We start from the raw sequence: 25602 nt of genomic DNA on the forward strand, positions 1-25602 counted from the left end.
GGGAGCAACTTTCCCAAGCAGTCTCAAAGCTGGGCCTTTCCCTACTGGGCAGCCACCTCAGCCGGATAGACACTCACCTTCTGCCGCCGCTTGCCGTAGCGCTCAAAAGTCACAATGCCGGTGACCACAGAATACAAGGTGTCGTCGCCGCCGATGCGCACGTTCACCCCTGGGTGAAACTTGGTGCCCCGCTGCCTGACCAGAATATGACCGGGATGCACCAGCTCACCCCCATAGCGCTTCACCCCCAACCGCTTGGCATTGGAATCTCGACCGTTGCGAGTGCTGCCCGTTCCCTTCTTATGAGCCATAACACCTCCTGTGCAACTGCATGATCAACAACAAGATAAAGAAATCGGGATTCAGGACACCTGAGTTCAGAGCTTATTCCTCCTCCACAGGGATCCCTGTCGCCGCTGCCGAAGGGGCTGCCTCTGGGTTAGACTCTGGAGCCGCTTCCGTACGGGATGGTGCCGTGGCTAGGGGCACCCCATTGAGTTCAATAGACTCGATCAGCAGACGGGTCAGCGGTTGCCGATGACCCCTCTTTTTGCGGGTCTTTTTCTTTGGCCTCATCTTGTAGACGATGATTTTATCGCCGCGCCGATGCTGTAAAACCCGTGCCCTGACGACCGCCTCCGAAACGTAGGGATGCCCCAACGTGATTTGTCCCTCGTGGTTGATCAACAGCACACGAGACAAATCGAAGGGGCTGTTCTCCTCCACTTCCGCCAGGCGATCGACCTCGTAAAAACGCCCCGGCTCCACCCAAAGCTGCTTACCGCCGGTTTCCACAATTGCGTAAGTCATCTTTCTCCCTGCCGTACAGGTGCCCTGCGGGGGTCTTGAAACCTGATCCGAGCATTGACAGCGATCCCAAATCCTAGCGGAAAAGGCCGCCATCTGTCAGCTAGAGTTGGGCGAGGGTGGCCATTTCCAACGGGTTTGCAACAGTTCCGACGGCGCAGTGGGACGGAATCCCCCTGCTGCTGACCCTCACCCCCAGCCCCCTTAGAGGGAGAGGGGAGTTAAGAATCAACTTCGCAGCATCTGTAGCGACCGTAGGCTAGAGGTTGAAAAATTATTCGGTCAGCTTCTCCCAAGCAGCCTGAAGGGCAGCCTGCATGCGCTGAGCGGCGCGGCTGAGGCGATGTTGCCAGGTTTCCCACTTGTGTTGCAGAAACTCTGCCGCCTCGTCCAGTAGGGAGAGATCGAACTTGCCCCCTTTGGCCAGCTCGTCCCGCACCTGCTTCACCTTAACGCGCACCACCTCCGGCGGATCCTGTGGGCCAACCAACGCCTTGAGGCGATCCCCCATGCGCTGGATAAGCTGTTTCACCTGCCGAGATTTTTCGCTCCAAAAGTTCTTTAAGCCTTCCGCTTCCGATTTCAGCCGTTGCGGAGCATTCTCCTTGACCACCACCGCGTCCACATCAATGGCTTCCACGTCCTCAGGCAGGAGAACGGCGCGCCCCCCCCAAGGCTCGGCAATGCTGCCACCCAGAATATAAGCGGCAATCGCTCCAGTCTCCCAGTCAAAGAGAAAATCCTCAATCCAGCCGACCTCTCGATTCCCAATGCGCACTGTGCGGCGGTAAAGAGAGCTGATGGGGGTTAGGGGGGTAGCAAAAACGGTAGAGTAGGTCAGCAGCGCGTCTGGCCCGATGAGAGAAATCTGCTCCAGGGGGGTGTACCCCTGCTGGCTGGTGAAGTAGCATACCCGCCCTGTTGGGTCAACCCAGATTTCTTCTACGGTACCCAATGCGGTAGCAGTGCTGCCATCGAGGGCCAGCAGGCCCACCACTTGGCTACGTCGGATGATCTGTTCCATAGGGTTCATCGAGTTATCTCCTTGATGGGTTAGCTGGGCAGCCTCAAAATCCGCGGTAGTGGCGCAGTTGCCCCCTGAGCCGGGCAATTTCCTGAGCCATGTCCAAGACCATCGCTGCCCCCGTCCAGTTAAGCCCCAAGTCTCGGTGTAGGCGGCTCATTTGCAACAACCGCCTGAGCTGTTGGGGGGTCAGGTAGCTGCTCTCGGCCTCCACTAAGCCTTGGGCCAGCAGCCATTCCAGCAGGTGGGGAGGGATCCCCAGCAGTTCCGTGGCCTGCTCAAAGGTATAGAGCCGTTCTTCTACCCGCACAATGGCCAAACTCATAGACTCACCTCCTGCAAGTGGGCGCGGGGATCCCAGCTACGGCTTTGGCGCAGCTTTTCGTAGAGATCCCGCTCGGTCTGGGAAAGGGATTTGGGTGCCACCACCTTCAGCCGCACCAGCAGGTCGCTCCGCTGGCCTTGGGGATCCCGCCAGCCTTGGCCCCGCAGCCGCAGGGTTTGGCCGCTGTCTACCCCGGCAGGGATCCTCAGTTGCACGCGACCCGTAGGGGTGGGAACTTCCGCCGTCCCTCCCAAAGCCGCCTCGTCAGGAGTAATGGGCAGCTCGCAGAGCAGGTTGTCTCCGTCAAAGCGGAAGAAGGGATGGGGGGGCAGCTCCAGGGTGAGGTAGAGATCCCCTCTTGGCCCGCCAAAGGGGCTGACCTGGCCTTTGCCCTTGACGCGGATGCGACTGCCCGGCTTAGCGCCGGGGGGAATGCGGATAGTTAGCGTTTCTCCATCTAGGTTCAGCCGTTTCTGGGTGCCGTGGAAAGCTTCTGCCCAACTGAGACCCAGGGTGCCCTCCACATCCTGCCCCGGCAAATCCACCGAAACAAACGGCCCAAAGCCGCCGGCGAAGCCCTGGAACCCGCTGCGGCGGGAGCCCATACGGCCCAGCAGCTCGTTGATAAACTCCTCGAAGCTGGCGTATTGGGCGAAGCCCTCCATGCCCGGCATTCCAGCAGCAGAACCAGTACCCACCCGCTGCCAGTACTGCCCAAACTGGTCGTAGCGCCGCCGCTTCTCTGGATCAGAGAGCACCTCGTAGGCTTCGTTGATCTCCTTGAAGCGCTCCTCTGCCGCCTTATTCCCAGGGTTGACATCGGGGTGATACTGGCGGGCCAGCTTGCGATAGACGCGCTTGATTTCCTCGGCAGAGGCATCTCTGCTGACGCCCAGGATCTTGTAGTAATCCTTGAAGTCACTCGCAGCCATAGGCTCACCCCTGCAAGGTTAGGGTTTTTCGAGCTATTTCCAGAATACAAAGTTGCAGTTGGCGAATTAGAGCAGATCCAAAAGAGGTAGAGGCAGAAGGGCGAGATGGCGCTTTACTGTGCTCTCACTACTTCGGAAACTTTTTGGGCTAGGGCTTGCGTTTGGAGAAGATCCCTTTCTCATCTCGTGTGAAAATTTGCTTGACCTTTTCCCAAGCTTTGAGGAGTGCATGGGTGGAGTTATTGCTCTCTTGTTTGGCTTGGTTGTAGGCTTCCACAAAGGTTTGCTGCGCTTCTTCCGAGAGGTCAGCGCGGATTTCCGGCGAGATGCTCTCTGGGGTTAAGTCTCCCTCTGGCTCACCGGGCAAGTTCAAGTCGGCAATGGAAACTTCCTCTCCGCCAGCACTCTGCAGCAGCCAGTAAATTTCGCCCGACTTCTCTTCCGGTACTTGCACCACCAACAAGAACTCGCCCGCCTGTACCCGGGTTTGGTAGATGGCGGCTTTCTCCTGCGGCATACCCAAGGCAATCAGGGCGGATCCCAGGCCCGCTCCCAGTGCTCCGTACAAAGCGCCGCCCGTTGCCCCCAACAAAGCGGCTCCCAGAGGCCCAGCGGCCACCACTGCCCCCAAAAAGGGAATGAACAGCACCCCCACGCCAGTGAGCAGCCCCAGCAGGGATCCGAACAGGGATCCATAGATGGCCCCATTGGTCAGACCGTCCAGAACCACCTCTTTGCGGGTGATAAACCCGGTAATTTTGGCTTCGGTTTGAAAGTTGCGGCCAATAATGGAGATGCGATCGTTGGGAATGCCACGGTTCAAAAGCCGCTGGATACACTCTTGCAGCTTGCCCTCTTCTTTGAAAGCGGCGGAAACACACTTTTTGGGAGCTTGGGCAAAAGCGCTCATACGCAATCTCCTGCTGAGTTTTACAGTGCCAAGGCAGGTTTTTTAACCTTTTCCCTGCTACTACTCTCGTCTTACTACTCTCGTCTATTGTCTCCCCTCTTCAGCAAAGGACTCGGTCGCAGAATCGCGAACCCCCTGGAGAAATCTCCGTACTGAGGATGCCAACTCTACCCTTACCCCCAGCCTCCTTCCAGGAGAGGGGAGTTGGGATTCAACGCATGCTACTTGCTGCCGGAATGACTGGGGGGTTTGGAGGAGCTACAGCGAGCGGATCCCGGCCATCAAGCCCTGGCAGACCCCCGTCAGGAAGTCTTGATCTAGGGTTTCGAGGGTGTCGCTTGGCTTGTGGTAGTGAGGGTTGCGCAAGAAGGCGGTGTCGGTAACCATAACGGCGGCGTAGCCCGCATCCCAAAAGGGGGAGTGGTCGCTCAGGCGAGTGGCAGGCAGGATTAGGCCCCGCTGCCCGGCCAACAACCAACAGCAAGGGATCCCCGCTTTTTGAAAATCACGCTGCAGCTTGAGCAGATCCCCCCAGGTGGGCCAGTTGCCAATAAGGCCAATGTAATCTCCCCGGTTGGGGTAAAGCTTCTCAAGGCCGGCGGGATAGTCCTGGGATCCGGGGGTGGGATCCCGGTAGCCCAGCATTTCCAAAGACAGCATCAGCCGTAGGGATTGCCTCTGACGTTGAAGAAACTGGGCGTAAGCCCCACTGCCCACCATCCCCCGCTCCTCCAGGTCAAAAGCCACCAGCCACAGGGGGGAAGGGGCAGGGTTGGCGGCAAAATGGCGGGCCAATTCCAGCAACACCGCTATGCCGCTGGCGTTGTCGTCTGCTCCAGGGGTTGCCGGGGCAGCGTCAAAGTGGGCTCCGATGAGGATGGGTTGGCGGCCAGAACGGGATCCCGGCAATTTCAAGATCCAGTTGCGGTGCAGGCGGCCACCGGCCTCAAAGGGGAAGGACTCCAGGGATCCCCACTTAGAAAGCTGCTCTTGGATGTAGCGCTCCACCTGCTGATGGCCCAAGGGCGACCAGTCGGGATCCCGGGGCTGGGCCACTTGCTGCAGATGAGCCTCTAGGCGCTGCCGCAGGTCTTGGAGATCTGACGCCATCATGAGCTTCCCACTCCAGACCGGGCAACTTGAGCATGGATCTGTCGGGCCAACTCCAGGGTGAAGTAGCGGTGGGATCCCACCGTTCCCGCCAACACCCAAAACGGATCCTCAGGCTCCCCCAGGTGATCCAGCACCAGAGCCGCCCCGGAAAAATCCTGATCCCGAGTATAGTCGTTTACCGTCACCACAGTGGGAATACCGGCCTGCTGGGCCGAGCGCAGCCCATTCTCCGAGTCTTCAAAGGCCAGGCAGGCCTGGGGGGGCAGCCCCATCTGTTCCAGGGTGTAGAAGTAGATGTCGGGGGCGGGCTTTTTGGCGGGGACAATATCGCCGGCAGCGATCACTTCAAACCAGCTTAGGCTCTCCGGCAGTGTGTGCTCCAAAAGGGCTGTTACATTTTCCGGCGTGGTGGTGGTGGCAATGGCCAAGCGGATCCCAGCAGCTCTGGCCTCCTGCAGGAGGCGCTTCACCCCTGGGCGGAGTGGGATCCCCCCTTGGGCCAATAGGGCAGTGTAGTGGCGGGTTTTGGCCTGGTGCAACCGGGCAATCAGAGCCACCAGATCTTCCCCAGGGAGCAGCGGCGGCTGAATGGTGTCGATAAAGTGGCGAATGCGCTCTTTACCTCCCGTAATGGCCAAGAGCTGGCCGTACAGCTCCACCGACCAGTGCCAGTCCAGCCCTGCCTCGGCAAAGGCAGCGTTAAAGGCCACGCGATGACCATCCCGCTCCGTGTCCGCCAGCGTGCCGTCCACATCGAAGATCAAAGCTTGGAGTGTCATGTGTACCCCCACCCGCCTACAAGCGACTCTATGCTACTGCATGGCTTGGGTGCCCCTAGCCAGGTTTCTGGGAAGGCCAACAAGGTGAGAAAATGAGGCACTGGTTATCCAATCTCGCCATGAGCTTCGATTTTGACTTGATCATCATCGGTGCCGGCGTCGGCGGTCACGGCGCTGCTTTGCATGCTGTCGAATCCGGCCTGAAAACCGCCATCGTCGAAGGTGCAGAAATGGGCGGCACCTGCATCAACCGCGGCTGCATCCCCTCCAAGGCTCTGCTGGCCGCCTCAGGACGCCTGCGGGAACTGCAACACAGCTCTGAGCTGGGCATCCAAGTGGGATCCGTCCAGGCTGACCGGGGAGCGATTGCCGCCCATGCTGCCCAAGTGGTGGAGAAGATCCGCGCCGACATGACTCGCTCGCTGGAGAAGCTGGGGGTAACAATCCTGAGAGGGCGAGGCAAGTTGGTGGCACCCCAGCAGGTGGAAGTCCAGGAAGAGAAGGGATCCTATACCTACACGGCGCAGGATGTTATTCTTGCTACGGGCTCCCGCCCCTTTGTGCCCCCTGGCATCGAGGTGGATGGGCGGACGGTGTTCACCAGCGACGAGGCGGTGCGGCTGGAGTGGATCCCGGAGCGCCTAGCGATTATCGGCAGTGGCTACATTGGCCAGGAGTTTGCCGACATCTACACTGCCTTGGGATCCCAGGTCATCCTCATCGAAGCCCTGGAGACCCTGATGCCGGCCTTTGACCCCGATATTGCCCGCCTGGCCCAGCGGGTGCTGATTAAGCCCAGGCAAATCCAGACCTACGTGGGGATCACGGCCAAGCAGGTGATCCCTGGCCAGCCAGTAACGATTCACCTCTCCAACGGCGAGACGCTGCAGGTGGATGGCTGCTTGGTGGCTGCCGGTCGGATCCCGGTCTCAGAGGGGCTGGGCTTGGCCGAGCTGGGCATCGACACCGGCAAACGGGGGTTCATCCCCGTCGATAGCCGCATGGCCACCGATTTGCCTCACCTCTGGGCCATTGGGGATGTGACAGGCAAAATGATGTTGGCTCACGCGGCGGCAGCTCAGGGGAGAGTGGCCGTGGAAAACATCTGTGGCCGTACTGCCTACATGGACTACCTCAGCATCCCGGCCGCGGTGTTCACCCACCCGGAAATGGGTTTTGTGGGGCTGACCGAACCTCAGGCCAAGGAGGAAGGCTACAGCGTGGGCACGGTGCGCACCTACTTTGGCGGCAACTCCAAGGCCATTGCTTCGGGAGAGACAGAGGGCATGGTCAAGCTGGTCTTTGACAAGAGCACCGGCCTACTGCTGGGATCCCATATCTTCGGGCCCCATGCGGCGGATTTGATTCACGAGGCAGCTCAGGCCATTGCTCGCCGGGCCACGGTGCGAGAACTGGCCGGCTTGGTGCACGTTCACCCCACCTTGGCAGAGACGCTGGAGGAAGCCTACAAGCGGGCAACTCACGCTCTGGCAGGGGCTTAGCCAACGGCTCGGCAGAGGGTCGCCTGCCTCACTCGGTTTTGTGAGGACTCCGTCCCGCCCGCTCTGCCTCCGGCGGGGTTTACAACCAGGCTGTGAAGGGCCAGGTTCTCAGACGGGCAACCCAGCAAGATCTCCCGGCTCAAAGCGTCAAGAAGACCTTAGGATGGGGGGGAACGCGTGGGAGGAAGTGCTTTTGGTGAGCGAAGCCGAGATTACCCGGGCGGTGCAGGCCCAGTACGAGACTTTCCCCTATCCTCCTATTCCTTACGACCGACCCTTTGAGGGCTTCTCCAGTCTGGGCAGCTATACCTTGGCGCAGTACGCCCGCACCCGTAGGCTGCAAGAGCCCGCAGGAGCCAGGTTTTTGGTGGCAGGGTGTGGCACCGGCTGGGAAGTGCATGGCATTGCCGCCAGCAACCCCGGCTATGGTTCGGTGGTCGGGATTGACATCAGTCGCCCAGCCCTGGAGATGGCCCAGAAGCGAATTAAGCACCACGGCCTGCGCAACTGTTCGGTGCAGTACGGGGATCTGCTGGATCCCTCTACTTGGCCCGAAGGCATCTTCGACATGATCAGCTCCTACGGCGTGATTCACCACACTGCAGATCCGGTGAAGGCTTTGAGCAATCTGGCATCGCGGTTGGCTCCCGATGGGGTGATGGCGCTGATGCTCTACAACCGTTCAGGCCGTTGGCATCTGTACCGCATTCGGCGAGCCTTGGAGTTGTTGGGCATCACCCCACCTGCAACCCCAGAAAAGATCGAATTTGTGCGGCAACTGCTGAAGGGAGCCAGCCCCAATTCCCTTTTGGCCAAGCACGCCAAGGCTCACCAAGAATACTATGGACAAGATGAAAACATTGTCGATAATTTCTTCCATGCCAATGATATTCCTTTCGACATCGGCGAGATTCCCGACTTGCTTGCCCAAGCCGGGCTGGAGTTTATCGATGTAGCCCCCTACTTGGACTATTGGAACGCCAGGCCGTTGATTGCCGCCACCCACCTGGAGTTCCACCGCCGCTACGAGGCCCTCGCTCGCATCGACCAACTGCGGGTCATCGAGTATCTGGAGCCCCTATATCACACGCAAAATCTCTTCTGGTGTTGCCATCAAGGGAAAAAGGTGGACCACTGGGATCCCTTTACAGTCGAATTTTTTAAGAGCTCCCGCTGGCAGCTCAACCCCTTGTTCGTCCGCTATGGCAGCGTGCGCTACTGGGATCAAAAAATCCCCTTTTCAGATCTGTTGGGCAAGCTGGATCCGGCCCAGATCCTGACCCAGAAGATGGATATTTTCTGGCCTATCGCCCGGATCCCGGGCAAGATGATAGCCTCTACCCGCTACCAGGTGGTGGAGCTGCTGCTGCCCCTGGCCAATCAAGCCCGTTCTGGCGCTGAGATCCTGGCTGCCCACGAAGAGAGACCCGACCACCTTCTCAACCTCTTCAGACAGTGGGAAGCAGACCGGTTAGTTCTGCGGGTTGCCTAGCTTCTGGTTATTCCAAACAGTCCAAATCACCAGGGTCAAAGTCTGTTCCATGCTAAGGTTGTATCATGCATGACCGAGGACGGTGCTTCTCCCCAGGCATGTTTGCGCCGGCGGTGCGGAGCACCTCTACTGGGACATCTTCGCCACAGCTTTCCCTGTGAATAGAGCTGGCAAATCTGGATCCCGATCAACATCCCTGACAACCCCAACGCCAGAGCTGGTAGGAGGCAAGGATGGCTGACTACAATCGCGGCATTATGAAGTTCAAGGGGGCAGATAGCCCAATTGTCGTTTTGATCTCGGCAGGAATTGTGGCCGGTGTGGTTTCGGCCCTGATCTGGTGGGCTTTGCACTTTGCTTACGCAGCTTGAGTCTCAGCCCATATCAGAAGCCGAGGTCAGTTTTTCCTACATTGCCAGCCTTCCGAGCAAAGGAGGGGAGTGGGACGAGGCTTCTTTGCAACGCTTGCGGCAGTCTCTTCAGCGTTGGTACCGTGAACACGGGCGGGATCTGCCCTGGCGCCGCACCCGGGATCCTTACGCCATTTGGGTTTCGGAAGTGATGTTACAGCAAACCCAGGTGGCAACAGTTATCCCCTACTTTCAGCGCTGGATGCAAACCCTGCCCGGGATCCCAGCATTGGCGGCAGCCCCCCAGCAGCAGGTGCTGAAACTGTGGGAGGGCCTGGGCTACTACCGGCGGGCCCTGAACTTGCACAAAGCCGCCCAAATCCTGGTGCGGGAACGGAACGGCGAGTTCCCCAGGGATTTGGAGCAGGTGCTGGCTCTGCCGGGGATCGGGCGCACCACAGCCGGCGGCATTCTCAGCGCTGCCTTCGATCAGCCTTTGCCCATTTTGGATGGCAACGTCAAGCGGGTGCTGGCTCGCTTGGTGGCTTTGCAGCAGCCTCCGTCCCAGTGTCTGTCCCTGCTGTGGCAGCTTTCCCAGCAATTGTTGGATCCCGTGCAGCCGCGGGCTTTTAACCAAGCCCTGATGGATTTGGGGGCTACCGTCTGTCGTCCCAAAAAGCCTCACTGTGGCCAGTGCCCTTGGCAAGCGGATTGCAGCGCCTACAATCGAGGTCAACACCAACAATTGCCTATGTCTGCACCCCGTGCCTCCCGTCCTCATAAGCAAATCGCGGTTGCCATTGTTCTGCGGGGAAAAGAAATCCTTATCGATCGACGACTGGAAAGCTCAATGCTCAGCGGGCTGTGGGAGTTTCCCGGAGGCAAAATCGAGCCGGGAGAAACGGCTGCTGAGTGTGTAGTACGGGAGGTGAAGGAAGAAATCGGCATCGATATCGAGGTGGTCGCACCGCTGGCCACCATCGAACATGCCTACACCCATTTCACCGTTACTCTTATTGCTTTTATCTGCCGCTACCTGGGCGGAGAAGCCCAAGCCCTGCAATGTAGCGAGGTGCGCTGGGTCAGCCCGGCGGAGCTGTCGGAATTTCCCTTCCCAGGGGCCAATCAAAAGTTGTTTCCCCACTTGTATGCTTGGCTGGCAGAGCATGGCAACCCATGATGAACCCACCCAATCCGCCAAATGGCTTAGACCCTTCTGGAACGTTTGCCCCAAGACATTCGATAGGATAGTAGATGTCCTGCTGCCGTGAGCTACGGATATGCTTGTCACTCTGGAAAAAGCTGGGGAGATTCTGGCTAAGGGATCCCACACAGCCATCACAACCACAGATGGCAAGATCGCGCTGGTGCCCAAGGGAAAAGAAACCCTCAAACTGACGGCCAACGAAGCCATTAACCTAATGTTTTACGTCGTCCGCTCCGCTGAACCGGCAGAGACGGTGATGGCCCAACTGGAGGAGGCAGTTGCCAAAGCTCAAGCCCCCGATCCAGCCGAGGAACGGGCCAGAAAATATCGAGAACTTCGTGGCGTCTAAAGGGGTGGCATTCGTGCCGGGTGGAGCCTTTCGCCAACTGGAGAGAGACTCCAAAACAAAGATTAAAAGCAGGAGGAGCTGAGGGCGACAAACTTCCCATCGGTGGTCCACCCCAGCAACATTGGCTCCTGCGGTTGAATGGCCCGTCCGGTGAGAGCACAGCATTGGGCTTGGTGGGCCGTGGCCGGGAAGCTGGCCCGAATATCCTCAGGACTGAGGGTGGCAGCCCCTTGGGAGTGGCGTAGGACATAACTCCAAAGAATTTCCCGTATGAGGGCCTGGTAACCCTGATTTCCGGCCAACGCCTTCAGTCGCTGCTTCAGCTCACGTTCCAGCCGAATGCTGGTCACTTCCATCTGGGTCGTGGGAATGGGGGAATTGGCGCGAATGGGCATGCAGGGATCCTCCCTCGAAAAGCCTATACTACTCCTGTAGCATAGCTGGCTTACCGCCTGAGCGGGGATCCCGGCTGGGGTGGGATGGCCCAGGTCAAAATGGGCCTAAGCTGTGCAGCTCTGACCGCTGAGGCAACGTCAGTATCCTGATGGTATGGTTGAGTTGATCCCGTCCCGCCGTCGTGCCTTGGAGCATTTGCTGGCTTGCCTTGGATTCAGGGATCCGGCTTTGCTGGAGCAGCTGCGCTGGGATCTGCTGGATCAGGCCTTGATTCACCCTTCTCTGGATGGCCAGCGGAACAACGATCGGCTGGAGTTGTTGGGGGATTCTGTCCTGCGAATTTTGGTTACGGAATTCTTGTTTCAGTCCTATCCCCATCTGTCGGTGGGAGAGCTGACCGCGATTCGCTCCGACCTGACCAGCGATGCTTACCTGGCAGAACTGGCGGATCTGCACGGCTTGGATCGCTACCTCGAGGTGGGATCCAGCTCTCAAAACGACTTGGCCGGACGGGGTCGGCGGCTGGCGGATGCTTTCGAGGCTCTGCTTGGGGCTTTTTATCTCAGTTGGGGTATTTACACGCTGCCCAGGCTGCATCCCTGGCTGGATCCCTATCTACACCGGCGAGTGGAGCAATGGTTCCAAGACCCCACTCGGCGCAACCCCAAAGCAGCCTTGCAAGAACTGACCCAACGCCTTTGGGGTAGCCTGCCCGAATACCGCCTGGTGGCCGCCCAGGAGCATCCCCCTCATTTCACCATGGAAGTCTGGGGGCAAGGGCGGTGCTGGGGCCGCGGTGAAGGTCGCTCAAAAAAGGCTGCGGAAATGGCCGCCGCTGCTCAAGCCTACGAACACTTGCAGTCGGAGAAGACATGAGAGGCAACCACCGCTACGAGTTGGCCAGTTGGTTGTTTTTGCTGGGGAGCAGCCTGTTTGCGGCGAGCGAGGTGATGACCTTGGGTAGCGACCCCCCTCCGTGGGATCCCGCAGCTCCAACCCTTCTCAATCTCAAGGTTGTCCAAACCCTGCTGGGGATAGGAGCCAGCCTCCTGTTCGTCGTAGGTAGTGCTCTGTTCATCCTCGATGCCCGTCACCGCTGAGATGCGCCCCTTATCCAGCAACCACAATAGCCCTTCTCCGAGAGCAACAGAGGCGAATCAGATGAGAAGCTTGCTAATAAGGACTTCTTCCGGCTACGGGATCCGCAGGCGAGAGACTTTCTTTCTGTGGCAACCCTTCCGGCTCGTTTGACGAGTCATTCGGACGAGAGGAAAAAGATGGCTCCGGGCTGCTCGCGTCGGCAGGATCCATCCCCGGCAAAGCCAAAGAACCAGCAGCCTCGGTGGCCCGAGCATACAGCCTGGCTCGAACCTCTGCCTCCTGCTTGGGCTTCAGATAGAGGTTCTCCAGCAGCACCGCCATACCCGCCACCCACGGGGGGGCGATCACCGCCCCAACAATACCCAACAACTGGGTGCCCCCCAGCACCGCCAGCAACTGATACAAGGGCTTCACCCGCACCGAGGATCCCACCAACAGAGGATCCAACACATAGGTTTCCAGGTTTTGAACGGCAACGTATAGGATCAGCACCCACAAAAAAGTCCAGCCCCCCTGAACGATTGCCACCACCAAGGCGGGCAGGGATCCCAGTACCGGCCCAATGAAGGGGATAAGGTTGGTAAACCCGGCGATCACCCCCAGCGCCAGAGCGAACTCCGACAGGCCGAGAAAGCGAAGCGAGACGGTGATCATCACACCCAAAATGGCAGAGACCAGCACCCGCCCCTGGATGTAGCCCCCCATGCGCTGAGCCATCGGGTGTACCTGCTCAGCAAGCCGCTCATTCCAGGGATAGGGAAACAACTCCACCAAGCCCCGCACCAAGTCAGAGCCGCTCACCAGCATGTAGCCGGAAATGAAGAGGGTCAGCACCATGGTCAGCAGACCGCCCAGCAAACCACGGGTGAAGTCGAAAGACTGCACCAGCACCCGTTGTCCCGAGCGAACCGCCCAGCTCATCAACGACTGAGGGTCGAGCAACTGGTTTAGGTAGTCCAGCGCCGCCGGATCCACCCCCGCCAGATCAGCAATCCAGGTGTCCACCAGCAGTTGCAACTGCTCCAGATAGAAAGGCAACCTCGCTAGCAACCGCTGGGTCTGAGTCGCCACCGTTGGGCCAATCAGCAGAGCCAAGCCGGCAATCCCGGCAATTAAGCTCAAATACACCAGCACAACCCCCAGCCAGCGGGGGATGCGTAATCGCTCGGCCAGATCCACCAGGGGAGCCAGCGCTGCCGCCACCACCACCGCGATCATCACCGTCAGCACCAAGCTGCGCAGTTGCCACAGCAGCAACAACAGCATCCCTGTGGCCACCACCAGGGCTACGGAGGATACGGAGATGGTCAATTGTCTTCGGCTCATCATCTGGCTGGGTTCTCTTCAGGGGGCTAGGTAACAGATGGCTCTACCATCCTGGCTTGCCCTAGCTGGACTTGCCAAACGCTCTTGGGCAAAGACCCTAGACCCAGAACTTCCCTGCCCAGTCGGCCAGACCAAAGATCCGCAGCAAAAACCCAGCCAGAATTGCAGCTACCGTAGCAGTTCCATCCGTACCGCTTCTGCATATTCCAGCAGCTCCGGGGATCCCGTGCCGGAAGCCCGCCACAACATCAAAGCGCTACCCAAATCGGAAGCGGCACCAGCCCTATCCTCTCCCTGGTAAGCGCGCGCCATACCCCGGTAGTAGTACACATCACCTTGGTAAGGCTGCAACTCAAGAGCTCGGCTGAAATCTTGAACGGCCAAATTGAAGTCGCAGATGCTGGCCCACATCAGGCCGCGATGGACATAGGCCTCGAAAAGATCGGCAGCACTTTGATTTTGCTTGGCCAGCTCAATCGCCAGATGCGACACATCAAATGCCGATTCCAGATGGCCTTGTTCGGCCCAGATGCGAGAGCGGATCAAGTGCAGTTGCGGGTTGTGATAGGCAATCCGATCCAGGGGAGACAAGCTCGCCAGAGCCTGCTCAGGTTCTTGCAAACGCTCGTGTTGGATTTTGGCCTTGAGCAAATAGGCTTCAGCCAGATAGGGATCCAAAGCAATGGCAATATCCAGATCCCGCAGAGCAGAGCGCATCAAGCGAGCAATGGCAGAAGCATGCTCAGGCTGCGGTAAAGCAGCAGGATCTTCTTGAGACTGACGCCAGAAGTATTGCGCCCGTTGCAGATAAAGTTGCGCATTTCCCGGCTCCTGTTGGATGGACTGGGTTAGCCGCGCCAGCTCATTGGGAAGATCCGCCGGAGCAGAGGATTGAGAGAGAGTGGGATTCTGACGCCGAGGCCGTGCCGGCACGGCAAGGCTTGGGTTGGAACGGCCAACAACCCCGGCGGGCTGGGGATCTGCCTGTTGCGCAAGCCATTGATAGACCTGCTGCTGGTGAGCGAGAGAGCGCTGCTCAAGCTGTTGTACCCGTTCTTGCAGTTGGGCTTGCCGCCTGAGCCAAGATTCAGAACCTGCTTCATCTTCAAACAAGGTCTGGGATGAGGGCAGGGAGTGCTCCCAAGCTTGTAGAGAAACCTCAGTGACAGGACTCTGGCTCTTACGAGATGAGGTCAACCAGCCACATTCGCCAATCAAAAACGGCAAAGACAGCAAACCCAACAGCGCCGAGCCGGAGAACAAAAGACTGGGCTTAAGCATGGATCCCACCCCTTGAAATAGCTTAGAAGTAAAGAGTTGCCTCTAAACTAGTTCGCCGCAGCCGCAGTGTCCAGAGTTTCGGCGATGCTTGCCCTGAGCCAAAACTCAGAAACTCTCCCCTAGGGGATTCTGCCACCCGCCAGATCCACCAACTCCACGCGGCGATTCTTCGCCCGGCCTTCCTCAGTGGTGTTGCTGGCCACAGGAGCAGAGAACCCCACACCAACCGGATAGAGTCGACGTTGCTCGATACCCAGCTGAACCAACCGGTTGACAACCGCCTCGGCCCGGCGCCGCGAGAGACCTAGGTTGTAGTCGAAGCTACCGGTTGCATCGGTATGACCGACCACGAGGATGCTGAGGTTGGTGCGCTCGCGCATCAGCTTGGCGATCTCGGCAAGGGTGGGCTCGGCAGCCGCTTCAATCTGATCCGAGTCATAGGCAAAGAGAATGCCGTAGACCCTTACCTTGCTTGATGAAGACCGACAGCATCCCGACGATCCGAACAAGGGCAAGGAAGAAAGCTAATCCCTCTGCGGATAGGGCTTTGTGGGCAGGTTGACACGGGAAGCCCCTCGGATCCAGGGAAAGGGGAAGTATCGCAATGACCTCTGGGCCAGGGGGGATCCCTTCAGCGCCGTCGTCTGGAGCAGCGACGCAGTAACCAACTGGCGGCGGCCCGGTCGCCTTCATCCCATGCCAACCGCTCCACGGCCACCATCACCATCGAGGTGATCACAGCCTCACTTAAATGGCGAGAACGCAAATGCTGCACGGCTGAAGTGGCGGCCTCCAGGTCGCGTCTGCGGATGGCGCGGAGCAGCTCATCAGACATAGACCAAGCCAACGAGCCTCACTTCCTTTCTGCCCCCTTTCTACCCCAAGAGCCAGAAACTTCCCCTTTCCTTCACCTGCTTGTCAGATAATGCAAAAGTTCGTTTTACTTTCACGAAATATCTCACAAGATGTCTCAGGAATTGTTACACTTTTTGCCCCTGAGCCGACTAGGCATGTCAGACAGCAGGGAGGACCGCAGGGGAGCACGGGATCCCTTTGATAAGCCGCTCCATTTCTGCTTGTAAATCTTGGGTGAGGGCTTGTACGGCTTGTCGGCGGTTGGCCTGGTAGGCGGGCCAGCGTTCGGAAACCGAGAGGGGATCCCCAATGCTGAAACGCGCCAGGCGGGGGCCCAAGCGGGGGGGAGCAGTTCCGACGGGATTTTCTCCTTTGATCCAAGCCAGCAGACTCCAGAGGCGCAGGGCGGTTTCCGCCAACTCATCCAGACTCAGACTGGGCTGCTCGGGCATGGGGCGCACCGCAAACACCATCAAGGTTTCCGCCAAGCGCATGTGCCAGAGGTGAAAACTGGCCTCAGCAGCCACTCGATTGGCCAGCCCCCTTTCCAAAGCCGAGAGAGCAGCAATATCGGCAATATCTTCGCGGTAGATCCAGGCCCAGCCCGCCTGTTCGATGCGGTGCCGCCGCTCGATGAAGTCTCCTTGAGGCTCTAGGCCGAAATGTTGCTCGGCCACCCGCAGGGCCAGATCCGATAAGCTTTGAAGACGCGCCAACAGATCCCCCTCTTTAACTTGGGCTCTATCTGCAGCAGGAAGAGCAGGGGCATAGAAGCGCTCATAGAAGGTCTGCATGACCTGGAGCAGGTGTTCTCCCAAGCGAAGGATACGGGCCAGCAAAAAGGCTTGACCGGCGTGAGCCGAGCGCGTGGGCGGCAGCTTGCAATCGGCCTCCATGCGGCTGAGCAATCTATTCAGAGCGGCACTGGGATCCCGCAGGTAGGAATAGCGAAGGCCTACCGGCAAGATCAGCACCTGCTCTGGCCGTCCCGCCTTGTGCAGATCCTCCACCGCCCAAAAGCTCATCTGGGCTACCCCCGGCTCCAACGGGTTGAGAAGACTGCTCATACCGTTGATCGTTCCTTCTGGAGCTACCGCCAGCGGATATCGGCCCGATACAAACTGCTCACGAGAACTTTTTAGCCCTGCCCGATCCAGACGGCCCCGCAAAATCGGGATCCCGCCCAAGCGCGGCAAGCCCCAACGGGCAACGGATCCCAGCCACAGAGGTAGGCCGCGGTCGTAGACAAACAAAACGTGGGGCCGGCCCCGAAAGCGGATCCCCTGGCGTTGGGCCACCTGCGGCAGGAGATGGGCAAACAAGTACATCAAGCAGGGGGGATCATCGAGGGTCGGGTGTCGAAACGCCACCAGCAGGCGAATCTTGCCCGCCTCAAACTGCTGATAAAGCTGAGCCAAACGCTCTCCCCCCTCTACTTCAACGCGAGGGATCCCTTTGGTCCATCGCAACCAAAAGGGCAAGCCTGCTTGAGCGAAATGAACGACCCAAGGCGTCAATCGCGGCGGCAAAAACTTGAGGGGTGGCTGAACCTTCTGTTGCATAGGGATCCTTATCTAGGGTCAGCAAGATCGGTGAACCTAGGCTTTGGATCCCATCTTAAAGAGGGCAAGGCAAGAAGAAAGCCACACAGTGACAGTTCGTCAACTGGATCCCTTCTCCTCACTCCCGGCCCGGCAGCGGCTCAAGCCCCAGCAGTTTTTTTCCGGCGACCGCGAGTCGCTTTGGGGGAAGCTTCTTTACTTGGGGTTGACTCCTCCACCACCTGGCCGTTTAGCACTTGCTTGAGGTGAATGTGCTTGTAACCTAGCTGAATCTCGAACTCATCCCCGGGTTTGAGATTCATTTTTTCGGTGTAGGCCGACCCAATGATCAACTGCCCATTTTTGTGAACGCTGACCCGAAAGGTTGGCTCACGACCGCGCTTGTCCCGGCTGGAACTTGGGCTGAGACTCAGACCTTTTGCCGCCAGCACCGCGTCATAGAACTCATTCAAGTTGACGCGAGGCTTGTTGGTCTTGGTCATGGTTACATAGCCACATCGCTTTGCCGTTTCTCGGCGTGGAAGATGCCCCAACGCTTCGACCTTCTGGAGCAGAGCCTTCCCGGTTAAAGGTTGTGGTGGTATATCTGACATTTTTTAATGTCCTACATCCTTCCCCTAAGATCATAGCCTTATGGTGTACCCCTGCAACCGAAAGTCGGAGGCTTTTTTGAAGACAGGTTTTTCTCCTGTTCCTTGAGCCGGCAGCTCGGAAGGAAAAGCCTCTTCTCACTCAAGAGATGTTCCCGCTCTTGCCAAAAGGTGATGGAGGCAAAAAGAACTCAAGCGCTGAAGGCTGCTGGGGTTTGCGTGGAGGGAGCTGACAAAAGATTGCCGTTGGAATAGGGGTGGTGCCGTGGCGCAGATGCAATTGACCGCCTTTGAGAGGGGAAAGCAATTGAGACTTCACCCCATGGCCGAAGGCGCGCAGGGGATAGGCATTGCTTGGAGACAACCTCATCCTCACTCGTCAGGTGCCCCGAACTCTGATCACGTCTTCTGCAACTTCCGCCAGAAAACAGGCTCGACTTTCCAAAAAACCGCCGCTGAGATGGTGATTGCCTTGCGCAAATCGGTCGAAAAGACAGCCAGAGCGGTGTGAAGCTGGATGCCATCAGACCTAGGCCAGCAGGCATTTTTATCTCTTGGCAGAGGCCGGCTACATCTGAGTAATGGCTGAGGGATCCCCTCTTCGGCACTTCTTCAGATGGGAGCGCAGTGAGCGCGAGTTGCCCAAAGCAAGTTATTCATTCAGGATCCACTCGATTGGCTACCGCTGAGACAACGATGAGTGGCAAGCTCACCAGCAAACAAAAGCCCCATTGCTCCCAAGACAGGGGTGCTGTGTCGAAGATAATGTTGAACAAGCTCCACTGGCTGAAGAGGATCTGCAGCAGGATGGCCGCCCCAATGCCGATGGCAATGGCTGCTGTATCCATGAGGCGCTCATGGTGCTCCAATTGGCTGGCACGTCCACGGCCCAACAGGGTAGGAATGGCCTGGCTGAGGCTGAGCAAGTAGAAGATGCGCCCGATCACCAACGCTTGGATGGCCATGGTGCGGGCCAGGTTAAGGTTGCCGGTGGTTTGTTCGATGTATTCAAAAACCCCGAAGATCAAGATCCAGTTGAACACGGACACCAGCAGGATGCGCTGCAGCAGCCTAGGAGAGAGCAAGTTGGCGTTCGGATCCCGCGGCGGGCGAGTCATCTCTCGGCCTGTGCTCGGCTCAAAGGCAAGAGGCACCGTCATGGTGATGGAGTTGATCATGTTGAGCCACAACACCTGGATGGCCAAAATGGGCAGTTTGCGGTTGAGGAGGACGCTGAGGAGAAGGGTCATTGACTCCCCTCCGTTCACCGGCAGGATGAAGGCAATGGCTTTGAGCAGGTTGTTGTAAACCGTGCGCCCCTCCTCAACGGCTGCCTCAATGGAGGCGAAGTTGTCATCGGTCAGGATCATGTCGGCAGCAGCTTTGGCCACTTCGGTGCCGCCTCGCCCCATGGCAATCCCCACATCTGCTTGCTTTAGGGCCGGAGCGTCGTTGACGCCATCGCCGGTCATGGCCACGATCTGCCCCCGCGCTTGCAGAGCTTCCACCAGGCGCAGCTTTTGCTCTGGCACCACCCGTGCGAAGACGGATCCCTCATTGGCGGCTGTAACAAACTTCTCGGGGCTGAGCCGCTCCAGATCCTGGCCGCTATAGGCTTTGACTGGTTTGCCACCCCCCAGGCCCATCTGCTCGGCAATGGCTTGAGCCGTGAGCACGTGGTCGCCGGTAATCATCTTCACCTGGATCCCAGCTGTTTGACAGGAACGCACGGCGGCAATGGCCTCTGGCCGCGGCGGGTCAATCATTCCCTGCAAACCGAGGAAGATTAAACCCTCCTGCAGATCTGGGTGATCCACCCGAGTTTGGCTGCTGGGGACGGTTTTTTGGGCAAAGGCCAGAACTCGCAGCCCCTGCTGTGCCAAGGCCTCCACCTGCTGGCGAATCCGCTCCTCTTCCAGAGGCTGGATCTCCCCCTGGGATCCCATCTGGCTATGGCAGCGGGACAAGAGAGCCTCTACGGATCCCTTGACGTAAATGCAATGCTCCTCCGGCCCCAATCTGTGTAAGGTAGCCATGTACTGAAACTCGGATTCAAAGGGGATGCTGTCCAGGCGAGGGCGGCGGCGCTGCAGTTCTTCCAGATCCAGACCCCCCTTCTGGGCTGCCACAATGAGGGCAGCTTCGGTGGGATCCCCTACCACCTCCCACTGGCCGTTGTCTTTGGGTTGCAGACGGGTGTCATTGCAGAGGCAGCCGGCCAAGAGACAAGCCTGTAACGCCAGCAGCCGCTCCACTTCCACTGGATCACCCCCCTCCTGGGCCAGGATTTGTCCCTGAGGACTGTAGCCACTGCCCGTAACTTGGTAGAGCTGGGATCCGGCGTAGATGGCCTGCACCGTCATCTGGTTTTCCGTGAGGGTGCCGGTTTTGTCAGAGCAGATCACCGTGGCACTGCCCAGGGTTTCCACTGCCGGTAGCTTGCGAATAATGGCGTGGCGTTTTGCCATGCGGGAAACCCCAATCGCCAAGGTTACAGTGACTACCGCCGGCAAGCCTTCGGGGATAGCACTCACCGCCAGCGCCACTGCCGCCTCAAAGACACTGGCCGCCCCCTGTCCCTGAGCCAATCCCACCAAAAAGGTGAGCCCGGCCAAGCTGAGGATGATCCTGAGCAGCATGAGGCTGAACTCCTCGAACTTGCGAGTCAGGGGGGTTTGCAGGGATCCCCCCTTTTCGACCAACTCCGAGATACGGCCTGTTTGAGTCTGGTTGCCAATGGCCACCACCACCCCCGCTCCTTGGCCGAAGGTAACAAAGCTGCCGGCATAGGCCATGTTCTGGCGGTCCGCAAGAGAAGTCTCCTCTGGCAGGGATCCCAGCCGTTTTTCCACCGGCACCGACTCTCCGGTCAGGGCCGATTCATCCACCTGCAAGTTGCGCACGCTCAGCAAGCGCAGGTCGGCGGGTACCTTATCTCCCGAGCTCAAGAGCACCACATCCCCCGGCACCAGCTCCCGCGAGGGCACCCGCAGTTTTTGCCCCTCCCGGATGACCGTGACCTCCGTCACCACCGACTGGGCCAGAGCGGCAATCGCTTCCTCCGCTTTGGACTCCTGGATGTAGCCGATGAGAGCGTTGATTACCACCACCGCCCAGATCACGATGGCATTGCGCCAGGATCCCAAGAACGCCTTGACCGCCCCGGCAACCATCAAGATGTAGAGCAAGGATTGGTTGAACTGCTGCAGAAACTTCACCCAGGCCGGGGTAGCTGCCTTGGCCTTTAGCTCGTTGGGGCCATATTGCTTCTGCCGCTGGATCACCTCAGCTTGAGACAGACCCCGTTCCAGAAGCGCCGCCAGAGGCAGATCCACTGCAACGATTTGGCGGGCAACTTCCTCTTCGGGCAGGGCGTGCCAGGGAGCAACCGGCAATGAGCCAGCAGGGATGGATTTTGCCATCGTGATGAAGGTCTCCAGTTGAATCGCAACAGAACTTGAAGGCCAGCCGTGAACCCGGCGGCAAATCCTTCGTACAGTCCACAGCCTAGCGGATGCTGCTCATCCTCCGAGATGCCACTGCTGCCACCAGCGTCAACAAAGCCTAAGTCCCAGGCTAAGATTTGCCTCAAATTCTCGACAGCTTGAAAAAATGGCTATATTCTTATCGGGTGTTATGATTACGCTTGTTTCCCAGCTGCAACTCCTGAAGGCTGGCAATCTGCAGAGTCTTCTACGGATTGCCAGTTCGGGGTTGTTGGCTGTCATTTAACAGGTTCTTCCGCATTAAACTAAACAGCTTCTTGAGCTCAAGTTCAGTTCTGTTTGAGGAAACTGCTGTGTCAACGACTACTAAGCCAATGGAACTCAAAACCCAATCCCCACCCGCCTCCACCCAAACGAACGGGCGCCCTGGCGTGGAGGGATCCACCTCCAGAACTTCGCAACCTGTCATTCACCATCAAATTGTTGTAGTGGGAGGAGGGGCTGCCGGCATCAGCGCAGCGGCCCAGTTGCTGGAGCGCAAGCGCAATCTTGATATCGCGATTGTCGAGCCCTCCGACAAGCACTACTACCAGCCCGGCTGGACATTGGTAGGGGGAGGTATTGCCCCCCTGGCCAAGTTTATCCGGGACGAAAGGACTGTGATCCCCAAGGGAGCCACCTGGATTCAAGCGCGAGTGGCAGAGCTGGATCCAGATCACAACCGCGTCATCACCGAGACCGGCCAGGTTATTCAGTACGACTACCTCATAATGGCCCCAGGGATCCAAATCGACTGGCACTTGATCGAGGGCTTGCCGGAGGCGCTGGGCAAAGGAGGAGTAACCAGCAACTACTCCAAGGACTACGCCCCCTACACTTGGGAGACCATCCGCAACTTCAAGGGGGGAACAGCCATCTTCACGTACCCGGCTACCCCAATCAAGTGCGGTGGCGCCCCCCAAAAAATCATGTACCTGGCCGACGATGTCTTCAAAAGCAAAAGTGGGGTTGGCGTCAACACCAAGGTTCTCTTTTGCACAGCCACTCCCACTCTCTTTGCCGTGCCGGAGTACAGTGCTGCCCTGGAGAAGGTGGTAGAGCGGCGAGGGATCCAGGTGAAATTCAAGCACAACCTCAAAGCCATCCGGCCTGAGACTCAGGAAGCCATCTTTGAAGTCACCACCGACAATGGCAAAGAAGAGGTGAGCCTGCACTACGACATGATCCACGTGGCTCCGCCCATGAGCGCTCCGGACTTTGTCAAGCGCAGCCCCCTGGCCGGGCCGGGAGGATGGGTGGATGTGGATAAGGCAACGCTGCAGCACACCCGCTACCCCAACGTGTTTTCCTTGGGAGATGCCTCTTCTCTGCCAACGTCCAAAACGGCGGCTGCCGCCCGCAAGCAAGCGCCGGTACTGGCCGAAAATCTCTTGGCTGCCATGCAGTCCAAGCCCCCGGTGGCCCAGTATGATGGCTACACCTGTTGTCCCCTGATCACAGGCTATAACTCCCTAATCATGGCGGAGTTTGCCTACGGGGGGAAACTGGCTCCCTCCTTCCCGCTGGATCCGACGCGGGAGCGCTACTCCATGTACCTAGCCAAGGTGCATCTATTACCCTGGCTCTATTGGAACCGCATGCTCAAGGGCAAAAAGTTTGAGGCAGACATCTTCAAGCCCATCAACAAGTTGGTGCATCGCTACTAAGGCTCTTGGATCCCTCGCCCCTGACCCCTCTCCTCTGGGAGAGGGGAGTTTTTTTAGAGGCAGGCTTTTAGCCTTTTCAGCATCGGCAGCGCCGTGCGCAGGCCGCCTGAGTATTCGCGGAACAGCCCACCGGCAGGTGATTTTTGGCCCTTCCAAGCCGGCTGTAAGCTCCCCAACCCCAGCCACTCACCCTTTTTCGCAAGCAGAACCAAGTCTGACTGCCTCTAGATTGTCCTGGGAATTACTGAGGAAGATCGCGGACAAAGCTACAAAATATTTCTTAGTATCAATGTTTTTTGAGATGTAAGGCTTTGCCGCATAACTTTCCCCTAGTCTCCGTAAAGACCGAATAGGCTAAGTGTGAAAGTCTCATCTAAGGATGTTATCATATGTCCGACGAAGAAGAGCTAGGGTATCTCATCAAGAGGCGAAATGAAATTATAGAGCAGCAGAGAAATATCCAAGCCATTATTCAGGCTCCAAGGAATTGGCGAAAACGGGATATTTTGCGTCAAGCAAAAGAGTGGGGCTGGGAAATTGTTCAGCGACGTGCCAGACATAGCACGCAGGCTGTTCGGGGTGATTTAAGAATTCCTATTCCCGGACACGGCGGCGGAGATACTTTGAAAGTAGGATTAGCTCACAAAGTCTTATCCGAACTAGCAGAGCCTGTACTCAGAGAGCTGCAGCTTCAAGAGCAAGAGTACAGCGACCTACTTATTAGCTTTCCAGCGAATAGAGGTATTAGCTTTAGGGTTGAGGCGGATTTACTAACTAAGCAGATTGAGTTTCTGGAAGAGCAGAACCAAAAACTTGAATTTAAAATAGTCGAGACTGAGGAAGCAGCTCTTAGTTTGCTCACCGAGAAAGAACTTGAGAATCAGCGGCTAGCCAACAGAATGAGAGAGCTTGTGGAAGAGCAGCTTCAAGCGCAAGAAGTTCTCGGTCATGCTATCGTAGCTCTGAAGCAGCTCAAGCATCTCTTCGACCAGCTTCAGAATGCGGTAAACCAAATTCCCATCCTATGGGTTAAGAGCTTATTGCAAAGTTACCTGAACAACATCAAGTCTGTTTTTGAAACCAACTTGCTCTCTGCCGGTTCTAGAAAGTTGCTTCAGGAGAAAGAACAGGAGTCTTATCAAGGGAAGTTGCCTCAGGAGAACAACCATGGGTCTCATCGAGAGTCTTGAAACGGCAATCGCGACCTCGCGGCGCAACTATGCTGAGCTTGTTAGCTTGACAGACCAACTCATCACCGAGCAACAGCAGCAAGGTCAACGAAATTGGCTGCGGCTGAATGCCAAGCCCTGGACCGTAGCGACTCTTAAAAAAACCTTTGCTTCCTTTGCAGCAGCTCGAGCTTACTTTGGCAAATGTTATGGCTTAAAGGCAAGAGGGTGGAAAACTTTAGCAGAGCAGGTCAATACCGTTGAGACGGCATTGATTCACTTGGGTCTAGCTATTCGCGAAAACCCACAAGAAAAGAGCATCTCCCCTTTCAAGAATTGATGGCTACCCATTTTAGTCATTTCAAGCCAGGTTTTTTAGAAACAGGCTTTTAGCTTTTTCAGCACCACTCGATCCAGCGTCAGCAGCGCCGAGCGCAAGCCACCCGAGTAGCCCCAAAAAAAGCCGACAGGCAGATGTCCTGGCGGTGCATCCAGGCTGGTTTTGAGCTCGCCGTACCCCAGCCAGCGACCTTGGATCCGCCAACCCACGGCTTCCCCCATACACTCTTCGCGGGGCAAGGCGGAGAAGGATCGCGATCTGCCTATTGAGGTTCCTCCGGGGTCGCATCCTTGCCACAGTTGCTTTTGAACGCTAAAGCCAAAGCGCCCTTGGCTGGCCCGCACCCACAGTTGGTCGATCAAGCGCAGCATTGGGCAGGGGAAGGCTTGAATATCCTTGGGATCAAAAAAGCCCACCTGCGAGCGCCCGCTCAGTTTTAACATCAAGGCGGTCGTCCAGCGATCCGCTTCCCCCCACTGCCCCGCTTGCAGCCGATCCCACAAACCTTGCAAGGCAGGGGCTGCTTCCCCCACCCACTCTGGCCAAGAGAGGGTTCCGGGCTGGGATCCCTCTCGACTTCCCTGCCCTTCTGGACAGACTTCCGGGAAAATCAGGGATCCGGGCCCTGTCTCTCTTTTCACCGTCGGGGGGGTGGGCGGTGCCACCAGTTGCTCCAGCTCTTCTGCCGAGTGGCTGGCCAAAAGCTGTTCCAGCCCATCTTGCGGTTCCGGGGTCTGGGCCAAGACCTGCTCCAGCTCCCGCAGCTCTTGGGTGTGGATGGCCGGCTCAAAAGCAACCCGCTTTCTCTCTTCTTGAGAGGCTTCTGCCGGCAACAGTGCCAACCATTCGGCCATGGTTTGTGGGCGATCCTCTGCCTTGAGAGCCATTCCCTTGAGGATGGCCACTTCTACGGCCTCTGGAATGCTGGGGTTGAGGCTACGGGGGGGATCCAACTGGCGACCGGTGGCCCGCACTGGCGCACACATAGGCACCATCCCCGTCAGCGCCGTGTAGAGGGTTGCTGCCAAGGCGTAGACATC

At 57.9% G+C, this 25602-nt stretch carries 28 protein-coding genes; 11 read left to right on the forward strand and 17 right to left on the reverse strand.

Going from position 1 to position 25602, the window contains the following annotated elements; translation table 11 throughout:
- Positions 1–41: 41 nt before the first annotated feature.
- The 8 genes from rpmA to NW849_RS01570 form a co-directional block, all read right to left on the reverse strand.
- Positions 42–311: a 50S ribosomal protein L27 gene (gene rpmA / locus NW849_RS01535; RefSeq protein ID WP_414355621.1), complete on the reverse strand. Its 270-nt coding sequence runs from the start codon at positions 309–311 to the stop codon at positions 42–44.
- 73 nt (positions 312–384) lie between these two features.
- A complete protein-coding gene (rplU, locus tag NW849_RS01540; protein ID WP_414355622.1) occupies positions 385–810 on the reverse strand; it encodes a 50S ribosomal protein L21 in 426 nt (141 codons plus the stop codon).
- Positions 811–1081: 271 nt separating this feature from the next.
- Positions 1082–1840: a photosystem reaction center subunit H gene (locus NW849_RS01545; RefSeq protein ID WP_414355623.1), complete on the reverse strand. Its 759-nt coding sequence runs from the start codon at positions 1838–1840 to the stop codon at positions 1082–1084.
- A gap of 34 nt (positions 1841–1874) precedes the next feature.
- Positions 1875–2156 carry a chaperone modulator CbpM gene (locus NW849_RS01550; RefSeq protein WP_011432385.1) on the reverse strand — a complete coding sequence of 94 codons (282 nt, stop codon included), beginning with the start codon at positions 2154–2156 and terminating at the stop codon, positions 1875–1877.
- Entirely contained in the window at positions 2153–3088 is a 936-nt protein-coding gene (locus tag NW849_RS01555; protein WP_011432386.1) for a DnaJ C-terminal domain-containing protein, read from the reverse strand. Before NW849_RS01555 ends, NW849_RS01550 begins: the two co-directional genes overlap by 4 nt.
- A gap of 148 nt (positions 3089–3236) precedes the next feature.
- The gene (locus tag NW849_RS01560; protein WP_414355624.1) at positions 3237–3998 is read right to left on the reverse strand and encodes a ChaB family protein; all 762 of its coding nucleotides are present in this window, start codon (positions 3996–3998) and stop codon (positions 3237–3239) included.
- Between the two features lie 258 nt (positions 3999–4256).
- Positions 4257–5111, reverse strand: coding sequence for a M28 family peptidase (locus NW849_RS01565; RefSeq protein ID WP_414355625.1), 855 nt, complete (start codon positions 5109–5111; stop codon positions 4257–4259).
- Positions 5108–5890 (reverse strand): HAD family hydrolase, encoded by a 783-nt coding sequence (locus tag NW849_RS01570; RefSeq protein WP_414355626.1) that lies wholly within the window; start codon positions 5888–5890, stop codon positions 5108–5110. The genes NW849_RS01565 and NW849_RS01570 overlap by 4 nt, the downstream gene beginning before the upstream one ends.
- 119 nt (positions 5891–6009) lie before the next feature.
- On the opposite strand from NW849_RS01570, the gene lpdA reads away from it, so the two are divergent.
- The 5 genes from lpdA (at position 6010) to NW849_RS01595 (ending at position 10790) form a co-directional block, all read left to right on the forward strand.
- Entirely contained in the window at positions 6010–7392 is a 1383-nt protein-coding gene (lpdA, locus tag NW849_RS01575) for a dihydrolipoyl dehydrogenase (protein WP_414355641.1), read from the forward strand.
- A gap of 196 nt (positions 7393–7588) precedes the next feature.
- Positions 7589–8884, forward strand: a complete 1296-nt coding sequence (locus tag NW849_RS01580) for a class I SAM-dependent methyltransferase (protein WP_414355627.1) — start codon at positions 7589–7591, stop codon at positions 8882–8884.
- Positions 8885–9117: 233 nt separating this feature from the next.
- Positions 9118–9255 (forward strand): hypothetical protein, encoded by a 138-nt coding sequence (locus NW849_RS01585; protein ID WP_011432392.1) that lies wholly within the window; start codon positions 9118–9120, stop codon positions 9253–9255.
- A gap of 85 nt (positions 9256–9340) precedes the next feature.
- The gene (mutY, locus tag NW849_RS01590; RefSeq protein ID WP_414355642.1) at positions 9341–10414 is read left to right on the forward strand and encodes an A/G-specific adenine glycosylase; all 1074 of its coding nucleotides are present in this window, start codon (positions 9341–9343) and stop codon (positions 10412–10414) included.
- Positions 10415–10514: 100 nt separating this feature from the next.
- On the forward strand, positions 10515–10790 hold the full coding sequence (locus tag NW849_RS01595; protein ID WP_099812344.1) for a hypothetical protein: 276 nt from the start codon (positions 10515–10517) through the stop codon (positions 10788–10790).
- Positions 10791–10852: 62 nt separating this feature from the next.
- On the opposite strand, the gene NW849_RS01600 is transcribed toward NW849_RS01595, so the two are convergent.
- A complete protein-coding gene (locus NW849_RS01600) occupies positions 10853–11185 on the reverse strand; it encodes a hypothetical protein (protein WP_011432395.1) in 333 nt (110 codons plus the stop codon).
- A gap of 154 nt (positions 11186–11339) precedes the next feature.
- Between NW849_RS01600 and rnc the strand changes: the two genes are divergently transcribed.
- On the forward strand, positions 11340–12062 hold the full coding sequence (rnc, locus tag NW849_RS01605; RefSeq protein ID WP_414355628.1) for a ribonuclease III: 723 nt from the start codon (positions 11340–11342) through the stop codon (positions 12060–12062).
- Positions 12059–12286 (forward strand): hypothetical protein, encoded by a 228-nt coding sequence (locus tag NW849_RS01610; protein WP_414355629.1) that lies wholly within the window; start codon positions 12059–12061, stop codon positions 12284–12286. Before rnc ends, NW849_RS01610 begins: the two co-directional genes overlap by 4 nt.
- A 73-nt stretch (positions 12287–12359) precedes the next feature.
- On the opposite strand, the gene NW849_RS01615 is transcribed toward NW849_RS01610, so the two are convergent.
- From NW849_RS01615 to NW849_RS01640, 6 genes are all read right to left on the reverse strand, one after another.
- Positions 12360–13616 carry an AI-2E family transporter gene (locus NW849_RS01615; RefSeq protein ID WP_414355630.1) on the reverse strand — a complete coding sequence of 419 codons (1257 nt, stop codon included), beginning with the start codon at positions 13614–13616 and terminating at the stop codon, positions 12360–12362.
- 165 nt (positions 13617–13781) lie between these two features.
- Entirely contained in the window at positions 13782–14894 is a 1113-nt protein-coding gene (locus NW849_RS01620; RefSeq protein ID WP_414355631.1) for a hypothetical protein, read from the reverse strand.
- A gap of 119 nt (positions 14895–15013) precedes the next feature.
- Positions 15014–15409, reverse strand: a complete 396-nt coding sequence (locus NW849_RS01625) for an OmpA family protein (protein WP_414355632.1) — start codon at positions 15407–15409, stop codon at positions 15014–15016.
- A gap of 116 nt (positions 15410–15525) precedes the next feature.
- Positions 15526–15741 (reverse strand): hypothetical protein, encoded by a 216-nt coding sequence (locus tag NW849_RS01630; RefSeq protein ID WP_414355633.1) that lies wholly within the window; start codon positions 15739–15741, stop codon positions 15526–15528.
- 166 nt (positions 15742–15907) lie between these two features.
- Positions 15908–17311, reverse strand: a complete 1404-nt coding sequence (locus NW849_RS01635) for a 1-acyl-sn-glycerol-3-phosphate acyltransferase (protein WP_414355634.1) — start codon at positions 17309–17311, stop codon at positions 15908–15910.
- Positions 17312–17451: 140 nt separating this feature from the next.
- The gene (locus tag NW849_RS01640) at positions 17452–17904 is read right to left on the reverse strand and encodes an AbrB family transcriptional regulator (protein ID WP_011432404.1); all 453 of its coding nucleotides are present in this window, start codon (positions 17902–17904) and stop codon (positions 17452–17454) included.
- A gap of 262 nt (positions 17905–18166) precedes the next feature.
- Between NW849_RS01640 and NW849_RS01645 the strand changes: the two genes are divergently transcribed.
- Positions 18167–18412, forward strand: a complete 246-nt coding sequence (locus tag NW849_RS01645; protein ID WP_414355635.1) for a hypothetical protein — start codon at positions 18167–18169, stop codon at positions 18410–18412.
- Between the two features lie 145 nt (positions 18413–18557).
- On the opposite strand, the gene NW849_RS01650 is transcribed toward NW849_RS01645, so the two are convergent.
- Positions 18558–21323, reverse strand: a complete 2766-nt coding sequence (locus NW849_RS01650) for a cation-transporting P-type ATPase (protein ID WP_414355636.1) — start codon at positions 21321–21323, stop codon at positions 18558–18560.
- A gap of 377 nt (positions 21324–21700) precedes the next feature.
- On the opposite strand from NW849_RS01650, the gene NW849_RS01655 reads away from it, so the two are divergent.
- The 3 genes from NW849_RS01655 (at position 21701) to NW849_RS01665 (ending at position 24562) form a co-directional block, all read left to right on the forward strand.
- Positions 21701–23053 carry an FAD/NAD(P)-binding oxidoreductase gene (locus NW849_RS01655; RefSeq protein WP_414355637.1) on the forward strand — a complete coding sequence of 451 codons (1353 nt, stop codon included), beginning with the start codon at positions 21701–21703 and terminating at the stop codon, positions 23051–23053.
- A gap of 389 nt (positions 23054–23442) precedes the next feature.
- Positions 23443–24243, forward strand: coding sequence for a hypothetical protein (locus NW849_RS01660; RefSeq protein WP_414331055.1), 801 nt, complete (start codon positions 23443–23445; stop codon positions 24241–24243).
- The gene (locus tag NW849_RS01665) at positions 24221–24562 is read left to right on the forward strand and encodes a hypothetical protein (RefSeq protein ID WP_414331053.1); all 342 of its coding nucleotides are present in this window, start codon (positions 24221–24223) and stop codon (positions 24560–24562) included. Before NW849_RS01660 ends, NW849_RS01665 begins: the two co-directional genes overlap by 23 nt.
- A 35-nt stretch (positions 24563–24597) precedes the next feature.
- On the opposite strand, the gene NW849_RS01670 is transcribed toward NW849_RS01665, so the two are convergent.
- Positions 24598–25602, reverse strand: a 1005-nt coding sequence (locus NW849_RS01670) for a GUN4 domain-containing protein (protein WP_414355638.1), incomplete at its 5' end; no start/stop codon positions are given.

Source organism: Synechococcus sp. R55.3, assembly GCF_047461975.1.
In the GTDB taxonomy this organism is placed as follows: domain Bacteria; phylum Cyanobacteriota; class Cyanobacteriia; order Thermostichales; family Thermostichaceae; genus Thermostichus.

Coding starts and splice junctions, on each gene's coding strand:
- rpmA (WP_414355621.1), bottom strand. CDS start 311: ATGGCTCATAAGAAGGGAACGGGCAGCACTCGCAACGGTCGAGATTCC.
- rplU (WP_414355622.1), bottom strand. CDS start 810: ATGACTTACGCAATTGTGGAAACCGGCGGTAAGCAGCTTTGGGTGGAG.
- NW849_RS01545 (WP_414355623.1), bottom strand. CDS start 1,840: ATGAACCCTATGGAACAGATCATCCGACGTAGCCAAGTGGTGGGCCTG.
- NW849_RS01550 (WP_011432385.1), bottom strand. CDS start 2,156: ATGAGTTTGGCCATTGTGCGGGTAGAAGAACGGCTCTATACCTTTGAG.
- NW849_RS01555 (WP_011432386.1), bottom strand. CDS start 3,088: ATGGCTGCGAGTGACTTCAAGGATTACTACAAGATCCTGGGCGTCAGC.
- NW849_RS01560 (WP_414355624.1), bottom strand. CDS start 3,998: ATGAGCGCTTTTGCCCAAGCTCCCAAAAAGTGTGTTTCCGCCGCTTTC.
- NW849_RS01565 (WP_414355625.1), bottom strand. CDS start 5,111: ATGATGGCGTCAGATCTCCAAGACCTGCGGCAGCGCCTAGAGGCTCAT.
- NW849_RS01570 (WP_414355626.1), bottom strand. CDS start 5,890: ATGACACTCCAAGCTTTGATCTTCGATGTGGACGGCACGCTGGCGGAC.
- lpdA (WP_414355641.1), top strand. CDS start 6,010: ATGAGCTTCGATTTTGACTTGATCATCATCGGTGCCGGCGTCGGCGGT.
- NW849_RS01585 (WP_011432392.1), top strand. CDS start 9,118: ATGGCTGACTACAATCGCGGCATTATGAAGTTCAAGGGGGCAGATAGC.
- NW849_RS01595 (WP_099812344.1), top strand. CDS start 10,515: ATGCTTGTCACTCTGGAAAAAGCTGGGGAGATTCTGGCTAAGGGATCC.
- NW849_RS01600 (WP_011432395.1), bottom strand. CDS start 11,185: ATGCCCATTCGCGCCAATTCCCCCATTCCCACGACCCAGATGGAAGTG.
- rnc (WP_414355628.1), top strand. CDS start 11,340: ATGGTTGAGTTGATCCCGTCCCGCCGTCGTGCCTTGGAGCATTTGCTG.
- NW849_RS01610 (WP_414355629.1), top strand. CDS start 12,059: ATGAGAGGCAACCACCGCTACGAGTTGGCCAGTTGGTTGTTTTTGCTG.
- NW849_RS01615 (WP_414355630.1), bottom strand. CDS start 13,616: ATGATGAGCCGAAGACAATTGACCATCTCCGTATCCTCCGTAGCCCTG.
- NW849_RS01620 (WP_414355631.1), bottom strand. CDS start 14,894: ATGCTTAAGCCCAGTCTTTTGTTCTCCGGCTCGGCGCTGTTGGGTTTG.
- NW849_RS01635 (WP_414355634.1), bottom strand. CDS start 17,311: ATGCAACAGAAGGTTCAGCCACCCCTCAAGTTTTTGCCGCCGCGATTG.
- NW849_RS01640 (WP_011432404.1), bottom strand. CDS start 17,904: ATGTCAGATATACCACCACAACCTTTAACCGGGAAGGCTCTGCTCCAG.
- NW849_RS01650 (WP_414355636.1), bottom strand. CDS start 21,323: ATGGCAAAATCCATCCCTGCTGGCTCATTGCCGGTTGCTCCCTGGCAC.
- NW849_RS01660 (WP_414331055.1), top strand. CDS start 23,443: ATGTCCGACGAAGAAGAGCTAGGGTATCTCATCAAGAGGCGAAATGAA.
- NW849_RS01665 (WP_414331053.1), top strand. CDS start 24,221: ATGGGTCTCATCGAGAGTCTTGAAACGGCAATCGCGACCTCGCGGCGC.